The organism is Allobosea sp. P2_A10 (assembly GCF_056405115.1).
The window spans coordinates 1-22,602 of the sequence record NZ_JBFUCS010000006.1 but is presented as its reverse complement, the minus strand read 5'-3'; the positions used below and the strand labels follow the sequence as shown (position 1 = coordinate 22,602).

The 22,602-nt window shown below is 66.7% G+C and carries 20 protein-coding genes; 7 read left to right on the top strand and 13 right to left on the bottom strand.

Annotation, left to right across the window (positions count from 1 at the left end; all coding sequences use genetic code 11):
• Nucleotides 1–42: 42 nt before the first annotated feature.
• The 5 genes from AC1DZY_RS10510 to AC1DZY_RS10490 form a co-directional block, all read right to left on the bottom strand.
• Entirely contained in the window at nt 43–1,119 is a 1,077-nt protein-coding gene (locus AC1DZY_RS10510) for an ABC transporter ATP-binding protein (protein WP_476820060.1), read from the bottom strand.
• A complete protein-coding gene (locus tag AC1DZY_RS10505; RefSeq protein WP_476820059.1) occupies nt 1,119–2,636 on the bottom strand; it encodes a lyase family protein in 1,518 nt (505 codons plus the stop codon). The genes AC1DZY_RS10510 and AC1DZY_RS10505 overlap by 1 nt, the downstream gene beginning before the upstream one ends.
• 4 nt (nt 2,637–2,640) lie before the next feature.
• On the bottom strand, nt 2,641–3,477 hold the full coding sequence (locus tag AC1DZY_RS10500) for a carbohydrate ABC transporter permease (RefSeq protein ID WP_476820058.1): 837 nt from the start codon (nt 3,475–3,477) through the stop codon (nt 2,641–2,643).
• Nucleotides 3,477–4,397, bottom strand: coding sequence for a carbohydrate ABC transporter permease (locus tag AC1DZY_RS10495; RefSeq protein WP_476820057.1), 921 nt, complete (start codon nt 4,395–4,397; stop codon nt 3,477–3,479). The genes AC1DZY_RS10500 and AC1DZY_RS10495 overlap by 1 nt, the downstream gene beginning before the upstream one ends.
• A 109-nt stretch (nt 4,398–4,506) precedes the next feature.
• A complete protein-coding gene (locus AC1DZY_RS10490; protein WP_476820056.1) occupies nt 4,507–5,766 on the bottom strand; it encodes an extracellular solute-binding protein in 1,260 nt (419 codons plus the stop codon).
• A gap of 135 nt (nt 5,767–5,901) precedes the next feature.
• Here AC1DZY_RS10490 and AC1DZY_RS10485 point away from each other — a divergent pair, with 135 nt between their 5' ends.
• Nucleotides 5,902–7,149, top strand: a complete 1,248-nt coding sequence (locus AC1DZY_RS10485) for an ROK family protein (protein WP_476820055.1) — start codon at nt 5,902–5,904, stop codon at nt 7,147–7,149.
• 2 nt (nt 7,150–7,151) lie between these two features.
• Here the strand turns inward: AC1DZY_RS10485 and AC1DZY_RS10480 are convergent, their stop codons facing one another.
• The 5 genes from AC1DZY_RS10480 to AC1DZY_RS10460 are packed head-to-tail and all read right to left on the bottom strand — an operon-like array spanning nt 7,152 to nt 11,205.
• Nucleotides 7,152–7,487: a hypothetical protein gene (locus tag AC1DZY_RS10480; protein ID WP_476820054.1), complete on the bottom strand. Its 336-nt coding sequence runs from the start codon at nt 7,485–7,487 to the stop codon at nt 7,152–7,154.
• Nucleotides 7,487–8,374 (bottom strand): DUF6772 family protein, encoded by an 888-nt coding sequence (locus tag AC1DZY_RS10475; RefSeq protein WP_476820053.1) that lies wholly within the window; start codon nt 8,372–8,374, stop codon nt 7,487–7,489. Before AC1DZY_RS10475 ends, AC1DZY_RS10480 begins: the two co-directional genes overlap by 1 nt.
• A 5-nt stretch (nt 8,375–8,379) precedes the next feature.
• The gene (locus AC1DZY_RS10470; RefSeq protein WP_476820052.1) at nt 8,380–9,213 is read right to left on the bottom strand and encodes a carbohydrate ABC transporter permease; all 834 of its coding nucleotides are present in this window, start codon (nt 9,211–9,213) and stop codon (nt 8,380–8,382) included.
• Complete coding sequence (locus AC1DZY_RS10465; protein WP_476820051.1) at nt 9,206–10,081, bottom strand: carbohydrate ABC transporter permease; 876 nt, start codon at nt 10,079–10,081, stop codon at nt 9,206–9,208. Before AC1DZY_RS10465 ends, AC1DZY_RS10470 begins: the two co-directional genes overlap by 8 nt.
• A complete protein-coding gene (locus AC1DZY_RS10460; protein ID WP_476820050.1) occupies nt 10,081–11,205 on the bottom strand; it encodes a mandelate racemase/muconate lactonizing enzyme family protein in 1,125 nt (374 codons plus the stop codon). The genes AC1DZY_RS10465 and AC1DZY_RS10460 overlap by 1 nt, the downstream gene beginning before the upstream one ends.
• A 98-nt stretch (nt 11,206–11,303) precedes the next feature.
• On the opposite strand from AC1DZY_RS10460, the gene AC1DZY_RS10455 reads away from it, so the two are divergent.
• The 4 genes from AC1DZY_RS10455 to AC1DZY_RS10440 are packed head-to-tail and all read left to right on the top strand — an operon-like array spanning nt 11,304 to nt 15,464.
• Nucleotides 11,304–12,095 carry a FadR/GntR family transcriptional regulator gene (locus tag AC1DZY_RS10455; RefSeq protein WP_476820049.1) on the top strand — a complete coding sequence of 264 codons (792 nt, stop codon included), beginning with the start codon at nt 11,304–11,306 and terminating at the stop codon, nt 12,093–12,095.
• Nucleotides 12,067–13,365 carry an ABC transporter substrate-binding protein gene (locus tag AC1DZY_RS10450; RefSeq protein WP_476820048.1) on the top strand — a complete coding sequence of 433 codons (1,299 nt, stop codon included), beginning with the start codon at nt 12,067–12,069 and terminating at the stop codon, nt 13,363–13,365. The genes AC1DZY_RS10455 and AC1DZY_RS10450 overlap by 29 nt, the downstream gene beginning before the upstream one ends.
• Nucleotides 13,366–13,422: 57 nt before the next feature.
• Complete coding sequence (locus tag AC1DZY_RS10445; protein WP_476820047.1) at nt 13,423–14,712, top strand: ABC transporter substrate-binding protein; 1,290 nt, start codon at nt 13,423–13,425, stop codon at nt 14,710–14,712.
• Entirely contained in the window at nt 14,712–15,464 is a 753-nt protein-coding gene (locus AC1DZY_RS10440) for an SDR family NAD(P)-dependent oxidoreductase (protein WP_476820046.1), read from the top strand. Before AC1DZY_RS10445 ends, AC1DZY_RS10440 begins: the two co-directional genes overlap by 1 nt.
• A 170-nt stretch (nt 15,465–15,634) precedes the next feature.
• On the opposite strand, the gene AC1DZY_RS10435 is transcribed toward AC1DZY_RS10440, so the two are convergent.
• Together AC1DZY_RS10435 and dapA are read right to left on the bottom strand one after the other, a co-directional pair.
• Entirely contained in the window at nt 15,635–18,520 is a 2,886-nt protein-coding gene (locus tag AC1DZY_RS10435) for an FAD-dependent oxidoreductase (RefSeq protein ID WP_476820045.1), read from the bottom strand.
• Nucleotides 18,521–18,548: 28 nt separating this feature from the next.
• Nucleotides 18,549–19,445 (bottom strand): 4-hydroxy-tetrahydrodipicolinate synthase, encoded by an 897-nt coding sequence (gene dapA, locus AC1DZY_RS10430; RefSeq protein WP_476820044.1) that lies wholly within the window; start codon nt 19,443–19,445, stop codon nt 18,549–18,551.
• 134 nt (nt 19,446–19,579) lie between these two features.
• Between dapA and AC1DZY_RS10425 the strand changes: the two genes are divergently transcribed.
• Complete coding sequence (locus AC1DZY_RS10425) at nt 19,580–20,251, top strand: GntR family transcriptional regulator (protein ID WP_476820043.1); 672 nt, start codon at nt 19,580–19,582, stop codon at nt 20,249–20,251.
• Between the two features lie 8 nt (nt 20,252–20,259).
• Here AC1DZY_RS10425 and AC1DZY_RS10420 read toward each other — a convergent pair whose 3' ends face one another.
• Complete coding sequence (locus tag AC1DZY_RS10420; protein ID WP_476820042.1) at nt 20,260–21,267, bottom strand: phosphotriesterase-related protein; 1,008 nt, start codon at nt 21,265–21,267, stop codon at nt 20,260–20,262.
• A gap of 178 nt (nt 21,268–21,445) precedes the next feature.
• Between AC1DZY_RS10420 and AC1DZY_RS10415 the strand changes: the two genes are divergently transcribed.
• Nucleotides 21,446–22,315, top strand: a complete 870-nt coding sequence (locus AC1DZY_RS10415) for an ABC transporter substrate-binding protein (protein WP_476820041.1) — start codon at nt 21,446–21,448, stop codon at nt 22,313–22,315.
• Nucleotides 22,316–22,602: the final 287 nt, after the last annotated feature.

Sequence of the window (22,602 nt, the reverse complement as noted above, 5' to 3'; positions counted from 1 at the left end):
CGATGCTCAAGACGAGATCGCGGCTGCGAAGATCTTGCCCGGTCACAGCGCGCGCTCGCTGGCGGCGTCGAACAGCGTCAGGGCGGATAGCGGCGCGCCCAGCCGGACGCGCTGGCCGACCGCCGGCGGAGCCTTGGCCTCGGCGGACGCCAGCAGCAGCGCTTCGCCCATCTCGACGTGGACGAAGGTTTCAGGCCCCAGCGGCTCGATCACCGCAACCGTGCCGTCGAGCACGAGATCGGCCGCCTCGCCGTCGGCAAGCACGCGCAACTGCTGCGGCCTGACGCCGACGAGAACCGTGTTGGGGATCGGACTGGCAGAATGGGGCAACGCAATCGGCCGCTCGCCCAGCGTCAGCACCGCGCCCTCCGACGACGTCGCGACCTTGCCCGGCAGGATGTTCATCGTCGGCGAGCCGATGAAGCGGGCGGTGAAGACATCGGCGGGCTTCTCGTAAAGCTCCATCGGCGCGCCGACCTGAAGGATGCGGCCGTCGCGCATCACGACGATGCGGTCGGCCAGCGTCATCGCCTCGACCTGGTCATGGGTGACGAAGACGATGGTGGTGCCCAGCCGCTGGTGCAGCCGCTTGATCTCCAGCCGCATCTGCGCGCGCAGCTGTGCGTCGAGATTGGAGAGCGGCTCGTCGAACAGGAAGGTGGTGGGATTGCGCACCATGGCGCGGCCGATGGCGACACGCTGGCGCTGGCCGCCCGAGAGCGCCGAGGGCCTGCGCTCCAGCAGGCTTTCCAGCCCGAGGATCGCGCCGACCTCCTCGACGCGGCGGCGCTTCTCGGCCTTGTCGAGCTTCGAGGTGTAGAGACCGAAGGCAATGTTCTCGGCGACGCTCATATGCGGGTAGATCGCGTAGTTCTGGAACACCATCGCGATGTTGCGGTCCTTGGGTTCCAGCCGGTTCACGACCTTTCCGGCGATCGCAATCTCGCCGCCGTCGATGTCCTCCAGCCCGGCGATCATGCGCAGCGTCGTCGACTTGCCGCAGCCGGACGGGCCGACGAAGACAACGAATTCGCCGTCGGCGATGGTCAGGTCGATGCCGTGCACGACCTGCGTCTTGCCGTAGCGCTTGACCAGGCCCTTGAGTTCGATTCCGGCCATCACGCTGTTTCCATCAGGGCGACGAAGGCCGCGTCGAGTTCATGGCGCGCGCTCGCCTCGCGTGCCGCGATCGCGGTGGCGCTGGCTTCGGCCACGTCGAGCGTGGCGCGGTATCCTGCCAGTGCCGTCGCGAGCGCCTTCGGGCCGGGTCCGCCGAAACGCTCGCGCACCGCGACGAAATTTTCCGGCGACACGGTTTTCGCGAAACCGGCGGGGCTGAGGCCGGGCTCGCGGCCGATATGGAGCCGGAAGGCCTCGACGAAGGGCCCGTAGCCGTCGCGCGGCAGATCGCCGTCCATCGCGACGACAGCGCGTGCGACGCTGGCGGCGATCTCGTGCGCTGCGCGGAAGGACAGGCCCTCGCTGCGCACCAGCGTGTCGGCAAGCTCGGTGATGGTGATGCAGGAGCGGCGGATGTTCTCGGCGACGCGCCGGCCGTCGACGCTCATCGCCGGCAGCAACGCCGCCATCAGATCGAGCACGCGCTCGCCGGTCGCGAAGGCCTGGTAGCCGGCCTCGTTGGTTTCGCCCTCGGCGTCGTTCATATCGGTGAAGGGCGTGTTGTGGACGACATCGCGCATCAGCCGGGCGCGCGCCATCGCCTGCGACGCCAGATGTCTGAGATGCTCGATCGGCACCGGATTGCGCTTCTGCGGCATGATCGAGGAGATCTGGACGAAGGCATTGGGCACATAGAGCTGCCCGACCTCGAAGGCTGTCCAGACCTGAAGGTCTTGGATCAGGCGCCCGAGATGAAGGAAGACGAGTTCGACAGCGCTATAGGTCGCGGTGACGTAGTCGATCGCGGCGATGCAGCCATAGGAGTTCTGCAGCGGCGCGGCAAAGCCGAGCAGATGGGCGACCCGGCCTCGGTCGAGCGGGAAGCCCGAGGTCGTGATCGCGGCCGCGCCCATCGGCGAGAGGTCGAGCAGTTCGCGCGCCTGCGCCAGCCGCTCATGATCGCGCAGCATCACCTCGATGGCAGCGGCGAGATAATGTCCGAAGGTCGTCGGCTGGGCCGGCTGGCCATGGGTGTAGGCGACGATCAGCGTCGCCCGCTCCCGCTCGGCGAGACCCAGCGTCGCCACGATGAGGGCGCGCAGCTTGCCGGACAGGCTGTCGAGCTTGGGTTTCAGCGCGAGCTTGAACAAAGTGTGGTCGATGTCGTTGCGCGAGCGGCCGGTGTGAAGGCGGCCGGTATCGTCGGCGCTGAGCCGCTTCTTCAATTCGCTTTCGATCAGGAAGAAGAAGTCCTCGACCTCGCCTGTATAGCTCAGCGCCGCCGGATCGACCTGCGCATCGATTTCCGCCAGCGCCCGCGCGATCCGCCCGGCGGTGGCTGATGGCAGGATGCCGGTTTCCGCCAGCATGACGAGATGAGCGCGGTCGATGGCGCGGAAGCCCTCGACATGATGCGTCTTTGCCCCGTCGAACAGCGGTCGCAGCACCGTCTCCTTGTAGACCGGATCGGGGAAGACGGAGGCGTCGCTCAGGCGTGGATCTGGGTAAATACTCATGGGGTCAGCCCTTCAGCCCGGCCATCACGACGCCGCGCACGATGTAGCGCTGCAGCACGAGGAAGACGGTCAGCGTCGGCAGGGTGGCGAGCGCCGCCCCCGTCATGATCAGCTCCCACTGGATCTGCGACTCGACCGCGAAACTCGAGAGCCCCACGGGCAGGGTGTAGAGTTCCTTGCTGGTGGTCACGATCAGCGGCCAGATGAAGGCCGTCCAGTTGCTCAGGAAGGTGAAGATCGCCAGCGCCGACAGCGCCGGCGTCACCAGCGGCATGGCGATGCGCCAGAAGATCGAGAACTCGTTCAGCCCGTCGATGCGGGCCGCCTCGAGGAAATCATCGGGCACCGTCTCGAAGAACTGCTTCATCAGGAAGGTGCCGAAGGCCGTCATCATGCCGGGGAACATGATGCCCCAGTAGCTGTCGAGCCAGCCGAAGTTCTTGGCCATGACGTACCAGGGGATGACCAGCATCTCGGTCGGGATCATCAGCGTCGAGAGGATCGCCAGGAAGACGATGTAGCGGCCGCGGAACCTGAATTTCGCCAGCGTGTAGCCGACGAGGCTGTCGAAGAAGACGTTCGACAGCGTCACCACCGTGGCGATGCCCAGCGAATTGCCGAACCAGCGCAGGAAACGCCCGTCCGAGAGCACGGCGACATAGTTGTCGAGGGTCGGATGCGCCGGCAGGAAGGCAAGGTCGTAGACCTCGGATGCGTCCTTCAGCGAGGTCGAGAACATGAAGGCGAGCGGCGTGACCATCAGCACACCGCCGGCCAGCAACAGCAGCCAGACCAGGATCCGGCCGGGCCGGAAGCGACCGGACATGGCGAGCGCAGCCATCAGCGATCCCTCAGCAGGCGCAGTTGCACCAGCGAGACGATCAGCAGCGCCATGAACAGCACGACCGTCTGTGCCGCCGCATAGCCCATGTCGAAGGAGGAGAACGCCGTCTGGTAGATCATCAGCACCAGCGGTTTGGTCGCGTTCAGCGGCCCGCCGGGATCGCCGCTGGTCATGTTGTAGACCTGGTCGAAGATGCGCAGGAAGCCGATCGAGGAGAACACCACGAGGAAGACGATGGTGGGCTTCAACAACGGAATGGTGATGCGGCGCAGGATCGTCAGATTGGAGACGCCGTCGATGCGGGCGGCCTCGTAGTAGGTCGTCGGGATCGCGCGCAGTCCGGCAAGAAAGATCACGACCTGGAAGCCGAGCCCCGCCCAGATCGCCGGTGCGAGCACCGCAGGCAGCGCCTGCGTGGTCGAGCGCAGGAAAGGCTGCTGGGCAAAGCCGAGCGAAGAGAGCGCGCCGTTGATCAGGCCGATCGGCACCGGCTGGTAAAACCAGCGCCAGACCCAGGCCATGGCGGCGGCGGTCGTCAGGAAGGGCAGGAAATACAGCGCCCGGATGAAGCCGTGCATGAAGCGGACGCGGTCGAGGTGATAGGCGATGGTGAAGGACAAGAGCAGACTGACCGGCGTCCCGATCAGGAGATAGAGCACGGTGTTGCCGAAGACCTTCCAGAATATCTGGTCCGCCCAGAGGCGCTGGAAGTTGGCCGTTCCGATGAATTTCGCCGGAGTCAGCAGGTTCCAGTTGGTCGTCGAGATCCAGAACGCCTCGATCGTCGGGTAGAACCGGATCAACGCGTAGAAGGCGATCGGGACGGCCAGGAAGGTCCAGGCCCAGGCGACCTGTTTCTGGCGCAGCGTCAGGCCGGACCAGAAGCGGCCGCCGGAAATGTCTTCGTTCAACGACATGCTCATCTCAGGCGACCCGGTCTCAGACACAAAGCACAGCCGTCATCCCGGGCTTCGCGCAGCGAAGTCCCGGGATGACGGTGCGGCTCATGCTCGAACGGACGCGCCCTTACTTCTTGTAGAACTTGTCCAGAAGCACCTGCTCGGCCTTGGCTGCTTCCGCGAGCGAGGCCTTGGCGTCCTGGTTCTGGATCAGCACACGGTTGATCATGTCGAGCGCGACCTGGCGCTGGGGCAGTTCGTCGACGAACACGGTCGCGTGCGAATAGCCGAGCGCCTTGAGGAACGGACCGTAGATCGGATTGGCCAGGTTCTTCTCGGTCTCGGCGGCCTCCTTGCGGGCGGGCAATTCACCGACCGTCTCGAGCCAGAGCTGCATCGCCTCGGGCGTCGTGACGAAGGCCATGAACTTCTTGGCGGCTTCGAGCTTCGCGCCGGTCGGCTTGGTGGTGATGGCGTTCACCCAGTAGCTGGCGAAGTTGGCCTTCTTGCCATCAGCGCCGGCCGGAAGTTCGGCGACGCCCCATTCGAAGGCCTTGATCGCGCCGAAGCCGCCGAGGCGGAACGAACCGTCGATCGTCATGGCGGCCCGGCCGGCGCGGAAGGCTGCCTGGCCTTCGTCCATGAAGCCGGCCTGCCCGACCTTCTGGACGCGCTGGAGATCGGCATACCAGTTCAGCGACTTGACGCCGGCCTCGCTGTCATAGGTCACCTTCTTGTTGTCGTCGCTATAAGGCGCGCCGCCGTTCTGGCGCAGCAGCGTCTCGCGCCACCAATGATAGTCCTGGCCGGGGAAATCCATGGTGATGCCGGCCGAGAGCATGTTGCCGGCGGCGTCGCGCTTGGTGGTCTTCTTCGCCATGTCGAGCAGTTCGTCGACGGTCGCGGGCGGCTTGGCGGGATCGAGGCCTGCCTCCTGGAAGAGCTTCTTGTTATAGAACAGCGCCAGCGAACGCACGGCGGTCGGCAAAGCGTAATATTCGCCGTCGCGCTTCATCGCCGAGACGATCGGATAGAATTCCTTCTCGATCATCGCGGGCGGAAAAGCGTCGCGCGGCAGCGGCTGGAGGAACTTGGCCCCGACGAAATTGTCGAGCCAGCCATAATAGAGCTGGACCACGTCGGGCCCCTGGCCGGCCGGCATGGAGGCTGCGATCTTGGTCTGGTAGTCGGCATAGGGGAAGGTCGTCTGCTTGACCTTGATCGTCGGGTTGGCGGCTTCGAAACGCTTGATCAGCTCCGTCATCGCCTTGATGCGCGCGTCGAAGACGTACTGCCAATATTCGATCTCGACGGTCTGCGCCTTCGCGCCGGCGATCGCGCCGACCGAAACCATCAGACCCAACAGCATCCCTCGCAAGCCGCGCATGATTTCGTCTCCCCTGTCGTGACGACGCCCAGGCCTGATGCTCGTCCCGGTCCCGGCATCCTGTCAACCGATTAATTCACTTGAGTTGGATTAATCGAAGGCGCAGCCTGCGGGCTCCAGGGATTCTTCCGCCTCATGCCGCATCGCAAAGCCCCGCCGACTCGCAGCGTCGCCATCGGGACGAATCCCGAGCGGACGCGCAGCCACAACCGGCGCGTGGTGCTGGAGACCGTGCGCCAGCATGGCCGGCTCGGGCGCTCCGACATCGCGGCCCTGACACGGCTGACGGCGCAGGCGGTCTCCAACATCGTCGCGGAACTGGTCGAGGAGGGCTTCCTGATCGAACAGGGCCGCCGGCGCACGGCGCGCGGCCAGCCCCCGATGGAGCTCGCCGTCAATGCCGACGGCGGCATGACGGCGGGCATGGAGATCGCGGCCGACCACATCACCACCGTGATGGTCGATCTCGCCGGGCAGATCAGGACGCAGCGCATCGCGCCGCTGGCCGACCATGCCTTCGAGGCCGTGCGGGCGCTCGCAGCCGCGGAACTGGCGCAAGCGCGTGCCGATAGCGGCCTGCCGCGCCGGCTGCTCGGCTGCGGTGTGGTGATGCCAGGCCCCTTCGAGATCGAGGCGATGAGCTCGGTCGGCTCGATCCCGCTGCCGGGCTGGGCCGGGCATGATGCCGGCGAGTTGCTCTCAGTGGCTCTGGGCACGCCGGTGACGATCGAAAACGATGCGACGGCGGCGGCCGTCGGCGAGCATCTGCACGGCCTTGGCCGGAATCTCAGGCATTTCTGCCTGATCTATTTCGGCGCGGGGCTGGGGCTCGGCGTCATCATCGGCGGCCAGCCCTATCGCGGTGCTTTCGGCAATGCGGGCGAGATCGGGCATATTCCCGTCATGCCGGGCGGGCTTTCCTGTGCCTGCGGCGGTCAAGGCTGCCTCGAGCGCTATGCCTCGACGCATGCTTTGAACGAAGCGCTGAGACAGGCCGGCATTTCTCAGGCCGGACCGGACGACATCGCGAAACTCCACGCCGCCGGCGAGCCGGTGGTGCTGGCCTGGATCGCGGAAGCGGCGCGGCTGCTCGCGCCGATATTGGCGATGCTGGAAAACCTGTTCGACCCGGAAACGATCATCCTCGGCGGCGGTCTGCCGGACGGCGTCATCGACGCGCTGATCGCGGCGATGTCGCCTTTGCCGGTATCGGTGTCGCAGCGGCCGGCGCGCACCGTCCCCCGCCTGCAGCGCGGCGCGACCGGCCGGTTGACGGCGGCGCTGGGAGCAGCCGCCCTGCCGCTGCTCGACACGATGACGCCCAAGCTCGACCGCACGCCGATGGCTGCGGCCCTATCGCCCGGCGTCGATGGGCGCGCCTGACCTCAAGCCTTGAGGTGCAACGTCACCAGCACGACGATCTCGGCGCCGTCGGGCAGCGACACCGCGACCCGCAGGAAATTGCCGAAATGGGCGACGCGCTGGAAGGTGACCGCGTCCTTCGCCGAAGGCAGGGCGAACACCGAGCCTTCCGGAACCCAGTGCATGCCGTCGGCGGAAATCTCGATGCGCGCCTGCGGCAGCTTTCCTTTCGGTAGACGCAAAGCGCGAACGAAGACGATCGCCTCCTTCGCCCAACCGCCTTCATAGGGCTCGGTCGCGCTCTCGCCGGTCCAGGTCTCGTTGCGGGCGACGATGGCAGTGAGGTTTTCGGGCAGCATCAGAAGTCCCCCGACAGGCAGACGGAATCGAGGTAGGCGAAGGCGCGCTTGTCGGTGTCCGTCTCGGCGAAGAAGCAGATGTTCAGCATGCACCAGAGGTTCTTCATCGCGGGGATGCGGATCGGCTCGAAGGTGGTCATGTCGAAGACCCGGTCGTTCACCTGGAAGCCGGTCGCCTGCATGGTGGCGAGGTCGAAGTCGAAGCGCAGATAGTGCCAGTTAATCTTGGTCGGGATCTCGTTGTAGCAGAGCCGCTGCTCGCCGCCGGGCAGATCCTCCCAGTCGGTCGGCGCGAGATGGTAATGCGAGATCGTCTTGCCGGCGTTGCCGATCGGCTTGATCGGCGTGGTCTTGCGCTTGAACTGCCATTTCTGCAGATGCTCGCCGTTCTCGGCGTTGAGGAAGCGCAGATGCGGCATCACGCGCTGCCCACCGGCGCCATGCTGGTCGCCGACCTGGAGATCGTAGAGGAAGCCGAAGGAGCGGACATCGGTCTCCATCAACTCCATCTCGCTCGCTTCGGGCTTGAAGGTGAAATAGGTCTCGAGTCGGATCGGCCCGGCCTTGCGGAAGGTCAGCCGCTTCAGCGTGACGTTCTGCGCGCCCTTGTTCGGTCGGGTCGCAAGCTTCAGCGCATAGGAGCCGTCGACGCCGCCATGCGAGCCGAAATCCCAGTTCGGCAGCGTCGAGAGCATCGCATGGGTGTGCTGGGCGTAGCCCGGCAGCATCGAGTCGAGCGTGATCTCGTAATTGCCGACGAGCTGGGTCCAGCCGCACATGCCGCGATCGAAATCGTCGAGGCAGATGATCCGCGGCAGCGGGTCGAAGCGACTGAGCTGCGGGTCGGCCTCGCGGATGGCGCGTCTGAAGTCGTCGAGTTGGGTCATGATCCCTATCCCTTCACTGCGCCGGCGGTCAGGCCCGCGACGAGGTGTTTCTGCATGAGGATGACGAAGGCGAGCACCGGCAGGAGCTGGACGGTGGAGGCCGCGAACAGCACGCCCCACTCGACGCCCTCGACCGCCCCGATCATCTCGGCCACGACCAGCGGCGCGGTCTTGGCTTTGGTCGTCGTGAAGATGAAGGCGAAGAGGAACTCGTTCCAGGCGTAGACGATAACGAAGACCGCGACCGCCAGCATGCCCTGCGCGGCAAGCGGAAAGATCACGCGGGCGATGATCTGGATCTGGGTGGCGCCGTCGATCGCCGCCGCCTCGTCGAGCTCGCGCGGGATCTGGTCGATGAAGGTGCGCATCACGATGGTGCCGAGCGAGACGAAGAAGGTCGCGTAGAGCAGGATCAGGACGAGATGCGTGTCGTTGAGGCCGAGCCAGTTCACGACCGGAAACAGCGGCAGGGTGATCACGATCGGCGGGATCAGGCGGATGAAGATCAGGAAGAACGCCGAGCCCTGCAGCGCCTTCGACGCATGTCGCGAATAGGCGAACCCCGCCAGCAGCGAAACGGCGACGGCAAGGATCGTCGCGCCGAGCGTCACCAGAAAGCTGTTCCAGAGGCCGTGAAAGAAGTCGCCCCAGCGGCTCCAGAGCAGTTCGTAATTCGCCAATGTCGGCGCGAAGGAAAAGCGCGAGGTCAGCGAGAAGATGTCGCGGTCGGACTTGAAGGACGACATCACGATCAGTGCGATCGGCAGGAGCGACCAGGCCACGATCGCGAGCACGCCGGCGAGCTTCAGAGCATGACGCAGAAGCGGGAGCTTACGCATTTTTGGAGAACATCTCCCTGTAAAGCCCGCGCAGATAGACAAGCGCGAGCAGCAGCGAGGCGAGCACGAGCAGCCAGCCGGTGGCGGCGGCCGAGCCGAAGGCGTTGTAGCGAAAGGCCTCGAGGTAGAGGTAGACCGCCATGACCTCGGTGGTGCGGGCCGGGCCGCCGCCCGTCATCAGCCAGACCTCGGAGAAAAGCCGGAAGGCGAAGATGTAGCGAAACAGCGCCGCGATCAGCAGAGCCGGCATCAATAGCGGCAAGGTAATGCGCCGGAAGGCGGCCCAGCCGGTCGCGCCGTCGATGGCAGCGGCCTCGTAGAGCTCGTCGGGGATCGAGAGTCTGGCGGCATAGATGATGATGAAGCTGAACGGCAGATGCAGCCAGACCGAGAGCAGCGAGACCATGGCCAGCCCATGATTGGGTTTCACCGCCCATTCGATCGGCGGCAGGCCGAAGACGCCGAGAAGCTGGCTCATCATCCCGACATCGGGCTCGAACAGATAGCGCCACATCACCACGGCCGAGACCTCGCTGACCGCATAGGGCGCGAGCACGATGGCAAGCAGGATCGGCCGGAACGGCACGCCCGAGGCGAAGAACAGCGCCATGCCCAGCCCGATCAGCAGTTCGACATGAACGACGATGGCGACGACGATCACCGTGTTGACGAGCGCGCGCCAGAAATAGGGATCGGCCAGCACCTTGGCGTAGTTGGAGAGCCCGACGAAGGTCGCGGCCTGTCCGAAGGAGGACTGGTTCAGGCTGAGCCAGAAGACATAGAGCGCCGGCACGAAGATGACGCAGCCGACCATGAGCTGGACGGGCGTCACCAGCGCGATGGCGGAGATGGGCGTGCGGGCAGTCATTACGCGATCCGGAAGCGCGCGAGCGCGGCGCGGTCGATCTCGACGCCCAGCCCAGGCCCCTGCGGCACGGCGAGCTTGCCGCCGATGAGCTGCGAGCCCTCGCCGACGACCGGATGGGTGAAGGCGTCGCGCAGCGGGTTTTCGTAGACCATGCACTCGAAGGTGCGGAAGGTTTCGGCCGCCGCCGCGAGCTGGAGACTGGCGGCGACGCAGATCGCGCCAGACCAGCCGACATGAGGGGCAAAGGCCGTATTGAAGGAGGCGGCGAGCTCGGCGATGCGCCAGGTCTCGGTGATGCCGCCCGAGCGGGTCACATCCGGCTGGATCAGGCCGAGCGAACGGTCCTGCAGCAGGACCAGCGCCTCGGAGGCGACATAGTCGCTCTCGCCGGCCGCGAGCCGGATCGGCAGATGCTGCGCCAGCCGGCGATAGCCCTCGCGGTCATGCGGCGCGATCGGCTCCTCGAAGAAGCCGTAGCCGAGATCGCAAAGCGCGCGGCCGACGATCATCGCGTCGTCGACATCATAGGCCCAGTTGGCGTCGACATAGAGGGCAATGTCGTCGCCCGCGAGCTTGCGGATGAAGCGGGCTCTGGCGATCGCATCCTTTAGCGGATGGCCGAGCTTGACCTTGATCTCACGGAAGCCTGCCTTCACGGCGGCAGCGACCTCCGCCTCGACGGTCGCATCGTCGAGCCAGTTGATCGAGGAGGCGTAGGCTGCCACCTCGGTCCGGCCAATGCCGCCGAGCAGTTTGTGGATCGGCTGGCCGGCCTGTTTGCCGGCAATGTCCCAGAGCGCGATGTCGACCGCCGAGATCGCCTCGACCAGTTGCCCGCCGGGCCGGCCCGACAAGGCCGATCGCATCGCCTTCCAGTGAGCGCGCCGGTCGGCCGGATCCTTGCCAATCAACCTTGGGGCCAGAACCTCGTCGATCCAGCGCGCATAGCCGGCCGCGCCGCGCCGCGCCAGCGCCTCGCCGAAACCGCTCACGCCATCGCTGGTCTCGACCTCGACGACAACGAGCTCGATTGCCGGATAGTCGCCCTGCGAGGTCCGCTGGACCTTGGGAAGCGTGGCGCGCAGCGGATGCGCCGTGATCTGCGTGATGCGGCTTGCCGACATGGCGGCGCTGTCCTCCCCAGGACACCTACTTATCTGATAGGCTAATCAGTTGCCAAGATGAGTAGCATCTGTCAATCATGATTTCCATGGAGACGATGATGAGCGACGCCGCGCTGGCAGCCGAGATCGACGACGATCCGTTTGGCGGGTCCGATGTCGTGCCGACGCGTCTTGGCGACACCGTGATCGCGCGCATCACGCAGGCGATCCATGACGGCCGGTTGAAACCGGGCGACGCGCTGCCGTCGGAATCGCGGATCGCCGCGTCCTTCGGCGTCAGCAAGCCGATTGCCCGCGAGGCTATCCGCCAGCTCGCCGCCATGGGCGTGGTCCATATCCAGCAGGGCAAGGTCACGCGGGTGCAGGCGCTCGACGCCGCCCCGCTCGACCGCTTCTTCCGCTTTGCCGTCAGCGGCAGCAAGACCGGGCTGATCGAGGCCGTCGAGCTGCGCCGCATCCTCGAACCGCCCATCGCCGCCCATAGCGCCGAGCGGCGGACCCAAGCCGATCTCGACAGGCTGAACGGCATTCTCCGGCGCATGGAAGCGGCGCTTGGCGACGTGCCGCTCTGGATCGAGGCCGATCTCGATTTTCACGAGGCGGTCGCAGCATCGGCGGGAAATCGCCTGCTCGACTTCCAGATCAGGGGTCTCAGGCCGGTGATCCGGCGGGTCATGGAGATCTTCAATTCGCGCAAGGCCCGCACGGCGGCGGACTGGGGCAAGACCTATGAGCGCCATGTCCGCGTCGTCGCAGCGATCGCCGCTGGCGACGGCAGCGGCGCCATGGCCGCCATGAACAAGCATTTCGAAGCGGCTGAAGCCGCCATCGCGGAAATCGCGACATCCCGGGAGGATCATCATGACGGCAGGAAAAGGGCTCGACCGTAGGCAAATTCTCGGCGGCATCGCAGGCGCAGGCCTTGCCGGGCTCAAGGCCGTCCCGGCTTTGGCCCAGACGTCGCCGCTCAATGTCTTTGGCCATCGCGTCATGCAGACGGTATCGACCGGCGCGCAGGGCGGCGACATCACCAAGGAATGGAGCCAGAAGAACGGCGCCGCGATCCAGTGGACGACCTTCGACACCGGCCCGCTGCAGGAGCGGCTGTTCCGTGAAGCCAGCCTGTCGGAGACGACCGTCGATGTCGGTTTCGTCCTGAACACGCAGGTGATCCCGCGCGCCGCCAACCTGTTCGAACCGCTCGACGATTATCTGAAGCGCGACGCGATCGAGGACGCGGCCGACATCTTCCCCGGCCTGATGGAGGGCATGAAGGTGGCCGGCCGGCAGCTCGCCATCCCCTTCCGGCATGCCTCATCGGGCCTACACTACAATGAGGAGATCCTGGCCGAGAAGGGTTTCTCCAAGCCACCGGGCTCGATCGAGGAGATGGTCGAGATCGCCAGGGCCTGCACCTACCGCCGCGCTGATGGCACGGCGACGGTCGGCCTGTGCATGCCCGGCGTGACCTATCCCAACGTGATCGACATCGCCCGCGCCTGGGACGGCGACTTCATCACGCCCGACTTCAAATGCGTCGCAGACCAGCCGCCGATGCTGAATGCGATCAAGCTGCTGCGCGCGCTGTTCGAGGGCGGCGCCTTCCCGCGGACCTTCGCGACGCTCTCGCCCGAGGACGTCAATGTCTGGATGCAAACCGGGCGCGCCGCGATGAGCCTGCAGAGTATGGGCCGCAACCGCATCTACAACGATCCGCAGAAGTCGAAATTCCCCGGCAAGATCAAGACCGTCGCCGTGCCGGCCTCGAAGACGCTCGCCGGAAAATACGACGCCGCCCCGGCCAAGGTGGAGTTCTGGGGTCTCGTCATCCCGAAGAACGCCAAGCGCAAGGACCTGTCCTGGAGCTTCATCAAGGCGATGGTCTCCAAGGAGGCGACGCTCAAGGCCGCGCTCAACGGCAACGGCCCGGTCCGCGCCTCGACCTATGCCGACGAAGGTTTCAGCAAGACCGTGCCCTATGCCGCCGAGGAACTGAAGGTGCTGAAGGTCGCGCGCGTACCACTGCCGGCCTTCGACGAGGCGGCACGCGCCGGAGACCTGTTCAAGGAAGAGGCCGAGGCCGCCGTTCTCGGCATGAAGAGTCCGGAGGAGGCCATGGCCTCGCTGGTCAAGCGCGTCCAGCCCTTGCTGCCGGCCTGAGATCCACACCCCCAACGCGCGAGACGGCGCGGGCAAGAAACCATCGGAGAAAGACCCATGTCAAAACTCATTTCCCGTCGTGACTTCGGCCTGCTGGCCGGCGGCGCCACTGCCGCGTTCGCCCTGCCCGGCGCGGCGCTGGCACAGGCGAAGACCGTCACGGCGCTCGGCCATCGTGTCCACCAGACCTCGGCCACCACCGGGCCGGGCGGCGACGCGACCGAAGCCTGGCGCAAGGCGTCGGGCGCGAATGTCAGCTGGGTCACCTTCGGCGACGTCAACGCCATCCATGAGCGGCTGCTGCGCGAGGTGACGCTCGCCGAGACCTCGATCGACGTCGCCTATCTGCTGAACGGGCGCGCCGTACCGCGCAATCTCAAGCTGTTCGAGCCGCTGGACGCGTTGATGAAGGACGCGCCCATCGAGGCGTTCGACGATTTCGCGCCGGGGCTGGTCGCGCCGATGAAGCTCGACGGCGCGCTGCACGGCATTCCGGTGCGCCACGCCACCAATGCGCTGATCTACAACGAGGCGCTGCTGGAGGAACGCGGCATCTCGAAGTTGCCGACGAGCTTCGAGGAACTGACGGAGGCGATGCGCAAGCTCACCTTCAAGCGCGACGACGGCAGCCAGGTCTTCGGCCTCGCCTTCACCGCCGCCTTCGCCTCGAACTTCCTGACGCTCGCGCGCTGCCTCGGCGGCGACTACATGACGCCCAACGGCAAGCTCGTCGCCAACGAGCCCGGCATGGTCAAGGCGCTGACGCTGCTGGCGGATTTCTACAAGGCGGGCGTGATTCCGCGCAACTTCGCCACGGTGAACAACGAGGAGATCACCACCTTCATGCAGCAGGGCCGGGCGGCGATCACGATCAACCCCTTCGCCCGGCTCGTGACCTATAACGACGCCAGCAAGGGCAAATATGGCGGGCGCTTCAAATCGCTGCTGCCGCCGATGGCGTCCGATCTCGCCGGCAAGGTCGCCTACGCGCCGACGACAGAGTTCTGGTCGCTGGTGATCCCGAAGAACGCCAAGCAGAAGCCGCTGAGCTGGGAGATGATCAAGGCGCTGTCCTCGAAAGCCGGCACGCTGGCAATGGCGCTGAACGGCAACGGCCCGACTCGCGTCTCGACCTATGCCGACGAGAAGCTGAAGGCGGCGATGCCCTATGCCGCAGATGAGGCCGCCGCACTCAAGGCCTCGCGCATCCATCTGCCGGCCTTCGACGAGCAGGCCCGCGCCCACGACATCTTCCTCGAGGAAACGCAGGCCGCCATTCTGGGCATCAAGCCAGCACAAGCCGCGATGGACGATGCGGTGAAGCGCGTGAAGCCGCTGCTCGGCTGATGGCGGGCGTCCTGTCGGGTCGTGTCGCGCTGGTCACGGGCGCGGCGCGCGGCATCGGGCTGGCGATCGCGACCGCGCTGGCGCGAGCCGAGGCGCATGCGATCGTGCATGACCGCGACGCGGAGGCGGCGGAAGCCGCGACCTCAGCGCTGCGGGCGCAGGGACTGTCCGCGACGAGCCTCGTCCATGATCTCGCGGAGCCAGCAGCTCCGGCTGCGATGCAGGCTGCGCTCGCAAGTGCCGGTCTTGTGCCCGACATCCTCGTGCTCTGCGCCTCGGTCGAGTTCCGCGAGACCTGGGACGCGATCAGCGACGAGGCGCTGCGGTTGCAAAGCGAGATCAACCTCCACGCCACGTTGCGGCTGATCCGGGCCTTCCTGCCGGCCATGGTGGCGAAGGGGTTTGGCCGGGTCATCGCGATCGGCTCGGTGCAGGAGGCGCGGCCGAACGCCGACTGCCTGTACTACGCCGCGACCAAGGCGGCGCAGACCAGCATGATGCAAAACCTCGCCCGGACGCTGCGCGCACCGGACGTGACCTTCAACGTGATCAAGCCCGGCGCGATCGCGACCGAGCGCAACCGCGCCATCCTGGCGCGGCCCGGCGTCGCGGATGCGGTGCGCGAGCGCATCCCGCTCGGGCGCATTGGCGCGGCGCAGGATTGCGCGGGTGTGGCGCTGCTGCTGTGCTCGCCCGAAGGCAGCTACATCAACGGCGCGGAGATCGCGGTGGATGGCGGGATGGGCCTGTAGAGGCTGAAGCACGCTTTTTTTGACTGAACCATGTCGTCATTCCGGACAAGCGGCAAAGCCGCGCCGATCCGGAATCCATCATCGAGCGATGCCGCCTTACGATGGATTCCGGGTCTGCGCTTCGCTTCGCCCGGAATGACGGAGAAGGCTCCGAGAAAGGCTTCAGCCGCTCAGACGAAGCGCGCGATCGAGAACGGCGCGACGTCGCGGCCGGCATCGCCCTCCAGGATCAGCGCCGCCGTGGTCCGACCCATGATCGGGCCGAGCGTGTAGCCGTTCGAGGTCACGCAAGTGAACAGTCCAGGCACAGCAGGGTGCTGCCCCAGGATCGGCGCGCCGTCGATGTTGATGTTCATCGCAGCCCAGCTCCGGATGACGTGCAGTTTTCGCAGCGCCGGCACGACATGCTGCGCCACCCAGAGATTGCCTTCGAGGCTGGAGCGCAGCGGGCGCGGATGCTGGCGGACAGGATCGAGCCCCGCCGTCCAGCCGCCGCCGATGATGAAATTGCCGTTGGCGGCCTGCTTCAGCGTCAGATGCCGGTCGGCATGGGCGACGAGGCGCGAGACCAGCGGCTCGGCGGCCTCCGTCACCACCATCTGCAGGGGCGCGCCGAAGACCGGCACGTCGACGCCGAGCATCGCGCCGATACGCGAGGCAAAGGCGCCGGCGGCGTTGACGACCCGTGCGGCGCGGATGTCGCCGGCATTGGTCGTGACCGTGAAGCCGTTGCCGTKGCGTTCCAGGGCACGGACCTCGACGCCGGTGAAGACGCGGGCGCCGGCCCTCAGCGCGGCCTCGTAGATGCCTTGGGTCGCCACCAGCGGGTTGATCTTGCCTTCCTGCGGGCAGAAGGCAGCCGCGACGAAGCGCTCGTCGAGCCCAGGTTCGAGCCGACGCAGATCGGCGCGTCCGATGACCTCGCAATCGATGCCCTTGTCACGCTCGACGGCCGTCTTGGCGGCGAGGAAGGCGAGATCGGTTTCGTTCTCGGCCACCATCAGTCCGCCGGTGATGCCGATCTCGAAATCCGCCTTCAGTTCGCGTTCCAGCTCCCGCCACAGCGCGATCGAATCGCGCTGGAGCGGCAAGGTCAGCGCAGCCGGCGTGCCGCCGCCTTCCGATTTCGCGCCGTGGTCGAAGGACAGAAGCTGCGCATGCAGGCTGCCGGCGTTGCCGCCCGACGCCCCGGAATTGACCGGGCCGCGATCAAGGACCACGACGTCATGGCCGGCGCGCGCGAGATATAGCGCGGTTGAAAGCCCGGCGATCCCGGCGCCGATCACCAGCGTCGCGGCCTCCGCGACCGGCAGCGGCACGCGCGGGGGCAACGGCCTGTCGGGCAGCATTGCGCGGCGATGCCCGCCCCATTCCGGCTTCTCGACGGCGAGCGCCGCAAGCGGGACCGGCCGGATGGGAGCCTGCGGCGCGAGCACCGCCTCCCGCGAGGGGGAGCCGAGCAGCCGGTGCAACTCCGGCACGCAGTAGCGGCCCTGGCAGCGCCCCATGCCGGCCCGCGTCAGGCGCTTGAGGCTGGCGAGATCATCGATGACATGGCGCGCGATCGCAGCCTTCAGGGTATCGCGAGACACAGCCTCGCAGCGACAGACCAGCCTGTTCTCGTCCAACTTTGCGGCGGGCGCGGAGAACAGGGCCCAAAGTGCGGACTGAAAGCGGCGATGACGGGCGAGCGCTGACTTCGCGGGCCTGTCGTCGTCGGGTGATGTCAGACCGAGCCGCCGCGCGACGCTTGCCCCGGCGAGCCTGCCCATCGCGCTCGCGACATGCGCGCCGCCGAATCCTCCGGCCTCGCCGACGACGAAAACATCGGCTTGCGCCGTCGCGCCATCTTCACTGCGCGCGATGGCGAGATTGCCACGCGCATCCTCGGCCAAGGGCAGTCCGAGCAGGCGCGGCAGGTCGCCGGCCGGTAGGAAGCCATCGCCGGTGCAGACGGCGTCGGTGGCGAGCGCGATTCGGCTTTCGCTCAGACTTCCGTCGGGCAGGACGGGGGCCAGAACCGCTGCCTGGACCCGCTCGCGCCCCTCGATGGCGACGAGGCGATGCGAGAACAGCAGCCGCGCGCCGGACCCGCGCATCGCGACGAGATCGGCGATGCCGCGCAGCGCCAGCGCCGGATCGGCGAGCGCGAGAGCCAACGCCTCGCGCGGGCGCAGCCACGGCGCGGCCGCGGCCTCCGCCAGCACGATCTCGCCAGATCCGGACCGGAGCAGTTCGCGCGCGACCTGCAGGTTGAGCGGTCCGTTGCCGGCGAAGAGGACACGGCGTCCCGGCGCGACGCCATAGCTGCGCAGCAGCGTCTGCGCGCCGCCTGTCGTCATCACGCCCGGCAGGGTCCAGCCGGGAACCATGACCGGGCGTTCATAGGCTCCGGTCGCGACGATCAGCATGGCGGGACGCGCGAGCCCGGCGACGCCGCGCTGCAGCGTCGACAGCGTCAGCCGCCCCTCGCCATCGCGCTCGACGCCCCAGACCAGCGTTTCGCTCTCGATCGTCACGCCGGCCGCCCGTGCGGATGCGATCAACGCCGCGCCCTCACGCATCTGGGCATCGGCTACCGGAGCAGCCGCGCTGCCGCCCTGCTTGTAGTACTGACCGCCGGGCGTGGGCCGTTCGTCCAGCACGAGCACCTTCGCCCCGGCGCGCGCGGCGGCGAGCGCCGCATGCAATCCGGCCGGACCTGCTCCGACGACGAGCACGTCGATCTCCCTCGCCGCGATCTCGACTGTCGGGAGGAGCGCGGCGTCAGTCGTAACCGAGGCGAGCGCCAGCGTCCCGCCATGCTGCGGCATGACCTGCAGGCCCGCCTCGACCTTGGACAGGCAGGCGCGTTGCCCGGCGCGTCCGTCGATCGTGACGAGGCAGTCATGGCAGACGCCCATGCCGCAATAATGCCCGCGCGGCGCGCCATTCTTCGCTTTGCCTTGCGCCAGCACGCCATGGGCAACGAGCGTCGCCGCGACCGTCTCGCCCGGCACGGCCGCCAGCGTCCTGCCATCGAAGCCGATCGACAGGGTGGCGGCTGGCCGGGGCATGGCGGGCGCGGACAGGTCCTTGCGTCCTTCAGGCGGCGATATCGAAGCGCAGGCCGAAGCGCTCGACCAGTTCCTTCATCCTGGCATCGGCCTGCGCCGGCAAAGGCAGGCGCGGCGGGCGCGGCGCGCCTGCGCCAAAACCCATATGGTTCAGCAACGCCTTGGTTCCGCCGACATAGTACTGGCCGAACACGGCCTCGATGACCGGCAGCCAGTGCAGATAGTGGTCGCGCGCCTCGAAGACCTTGCCTTCGTCGGCGACCATCGTGAAGAGTTTCGCCATCGGGCCCGGCGCGACATTGGAGGCGACCGCGACCCAGCCCTGAGCGCCCTCGACGAAGGATTCGAAGCCGAGCACGCCGCCGAACACCGTCAGCCTGTCGCCGCAGAGCCGGATGATGTCGCGCACCCGCGTGATCTCCAGCGTCGATTCCTTGATGTAGTCGCAGCCGGGAATCTCGGCGAGACGGGCGACAAGCTCGGGCTTGAGGTCGACATTGGCGGTGGCGGGGTTGTTGTAGACCATGATCGGGATGCCGATCGCGTTGGCCACCGTGCGGTAGTGATGCACGAGCTCTTCGTCGGTCGGCGTGCAGTAGAAGGGCGGGATGATCATCACCCCGTCGGCGCCCAGCATCTCGGCCTGACGGCTAAGCCGGACGACGTCGCGGGTGTCCTCCGCGCCCGTGCCGATCAGCACCGGGACCCGGCCGGCGGCGCGCTCGATCACGGTCTGCGCGACCAGGCGCTTCTCCTCCTCCGACAGCGAGAGGAACTCGCCGGTCGAGCCGAGCGGGATCAGGCCGTGGATGCCTTCCCGGATCTGCCATTCGGTGAGATCGCCGAGCGCCGCGAGATCGACCTCGCCGTCGCGGTCGAAGGGCGTGATCATCACCGTGAAGGTGCCGCGAAAGGTCTTGCTCATCGGAAATCCGGATGCTGGACAGGTGGGACTGACGCCACGCGCATGGCGGGCTTATACAAGAAGCATGCAGATTCGGCAGCGCGCGAATCCGGCGTCCGCCGGGCGATGCGGCGGCCGACCGAGGAAACGACGCGATGGCGAGCGAGCCGGCCATGTCCGACCATGAGGCGAGCAAGGAAGGCAGCTCCAACCTGTCCGGCTTCGCCTATGCCGCGCTCTCGCGGATGATCCACGGCCACAGGCTGCGCGGCGGCGACGTGATCCTGGAGGCCAAACTCGCCTCCGAACTCTCGATCTCGCGGACGCCGATGCGCGAGGCGCTGCAGCGGCTCGAGGGCGAAGGGCTCGTCATCAAGAACGCCAGCCGCTCCTACATGGTGCGCACCGTCGATCTCGCCGAATATCTCCAGAGCCTCAAGGTGCGCGAGATCCTCGAACCGGAGATCGCCGCGCTGGCGATCGGCCAGATCGAGCCCGAGGCCTTCGGGCCGGTCCGCGCCGGGATCACCGCGCTCAACGGCTCGACCAGCTATGTCCGGCAGGCGCATTGGGATTCCGACGCCAGCCTCCACAATCTGTTCATCGAGGCCTGCGGCAACCAGGTCATGATCCAGATCATGAAGGCGCTGCGGGCGACGACGCATCTGTTCGAGATCGACCGGCTCAAGGACCGGCTGATCCCCGACAACACCGAGCATCTCGCCATTCTCGATGCGCTCGAAGCCGGCGACGCCAAGGGCGTGCGCAAGGCTGTGCAGAGCCATATCCGCAGCCTGCAGCGTTTCACGCTGAGCGTCGTGAGCTGACACTACCCTCATCCGATCGTCAGCAGGCGACGCGGCGTTCCGACCAGAAGCTGGTCGATCTCGCTCTGGGTGAAGCCGCGCTCGCGCATCAGCGGCACGACGTTGCGCAGGAGATGGCCATAGCCATGGCCCCCGAGGCTCTGGAGCCGCGAGCGGGTGCAGATGTCGTGCGCCACCGCGACACGGTCTCCCAACCCCGCCTCGAACAGGCGGCGGATGCAGCGCAGGCGCATCCAGTCGGTCGGCAGATCGGCGACGCCCATCCAGTATTTCGAGGTCTCGATGCCGAAGAAGTCGAACTCGACGACGCAGCCGCGCCGGGCCAGCGCGACGACCTCGCCATCATCCTCATAGGTCCGGTCCATATGGTCGATGACGACACGGGAAATATCGGCGCCGGCGCGGCCGAGAATGTCGATGATGTCGTGCGGGGCCTGCGGATGCCGGCCGGGATGGACCGTGATCGCAGCCCCCGTCTGGGATTGCGCGATCGCGCCTGCGGTCAGGGAGCGCTCCTCGAATGGCGTCAGCGGCCAGGAGCAGCCAATCTCGCCGATGATGCCGCAACGGATGCCAGTGCCGCGCGCGCCCTCTTCCAGCTCCGCGACCATCGTCTCGGCCAATACCTCGATCGGCAGAGCGCGCGTCGCCTCGTCCTGGAAGCTTTCGGTGTAGTAGCCGGCGCTGGCGACGACATGGACGCCCGATGCGCGCGAGATTTCGGCGAGGCCTTCGAGGTCGGGGCCGATGCCCGCCGTGGTCATCTCGACGATCGCGCCGCCGCCCTGCGCCTTGAACAGCGCGGCTTCATGCGTCGCCAGAGCGCGGTCCTGCAGCCTGTGATTGCCGCGATGTTCGCCCGGCCGGTAGTTCACGTCGAAGGCGTTCGCCAGCGCGATGACGACCTCCGGCTCGCCCGATCCGCGTTGCGCAAGCGGCCTGAGATCGCAGAGCAGGTGCTCGTGCAGCAGCGTCGCACCCAGCGCTTCGGGCCCGACCGGCCCCAGAACCGTCATCACATGCGCCACGGCAACCCCCGACCATCCACAGCGTTCCGCGTCACGGCACCAGCCTTGCTTGTCCAGTCGCGCCACGGCGCACTTGCGCGCGCCATCGAACTTTGCATACATTCTGTATGCTGATTTTGCCAAGAGTTCTGTTTCCAATCCCGTTGCCACCGAGAAGGGTCGCCCCATGACAAAAGCCTGCTCGAAGGCCGTTCCGATGCCCGACCGGCGCGACCTTCTGCTGCTCGGCGCCGCGACCGCCGGCTCGCTCGCGCTCGGCATGCGGCCCGCACGCGCCCAGGCCAAGCTGTCCACACCCGCCATCATCAAGGCCGGCACGCTGGTGATGTCGATCAACCCGACGCTGCCGCCGCTGCAATTCGTCAACGACAAGGGCGAACTTCAGGGCATGCGGGTCGAGCTCGGCAACGCCATCGCCAAGGATCTTGGGCTGACGCCGGAATATGTCCGCATCGAATTCGCCGCGATGGTGCCAGGCCTCGCCGCCAAGCGCTGGGACATGATCAACACCGGCATCTTCTTCACGGAAGAGCGCTCGAAGCTGATGTACATGGTGCCCTATGAGCAGGCGGCGATCAGCTTCCTCGTCTCGCGCGGCAACCCGCTCAACGTGACGAAATGGGAAGACCTCGCCGGCCGCGCCGTCGGCGTCGAGCTCGGCGGCATCGAGGAGCGGCGCACCCGCGAGGTCGATGAGATGCTGAAGAAGGCCGGCCTCAAGGGGCTGGATATCCGCACCTTCAATAATTTCGCCGAGGCCTTCCAGGCGCTGCGCGCCCGCCAGGTCGACGCCGCGACCTCGATCGACGCGACCGCGATGTTCTGGCAGGGCCGCGGCGACTTCCATCGCGCCATCGCCGGGCTGTTTCCGCAGACGGCGACCTTCGCCTTCGCCAACAAGAGCGTCGCCGAAGCCGTGGTCGGCAGCCTGAACGGTCTGCGCAAATCGGGCTACTATGACGAGCTGTTCGACAAGTTCGGCGTGCTCAAGATGGAGGAGAAGGAGTTCTCCATCAAAGGCCCCGGCCCGGCTTGAGACGGCCCGTTTCCAACGTCATTCTCGGGCTTGACCCGAGAATCTCTCTGACCAGCTAGCTGGTTTCCGAGATGGTCGGGTCAAGCCCGACCACGACGCGCCAAGCGTTCTGCTCGATGCCGATGCGTTATCATATGTCGTGCCTCGCGCACTGCGAGAGGCATGTTTCCCTGCAGGTCTGGAGCGGGCCGGGCGTCTGTAGCTACTTCACCAACCCCTAACTGCACGGCGGCGCGGCGACGACGCTGGGGCTGACGCTGGCGCTGCTGGTTCTCGGCATGATCGTC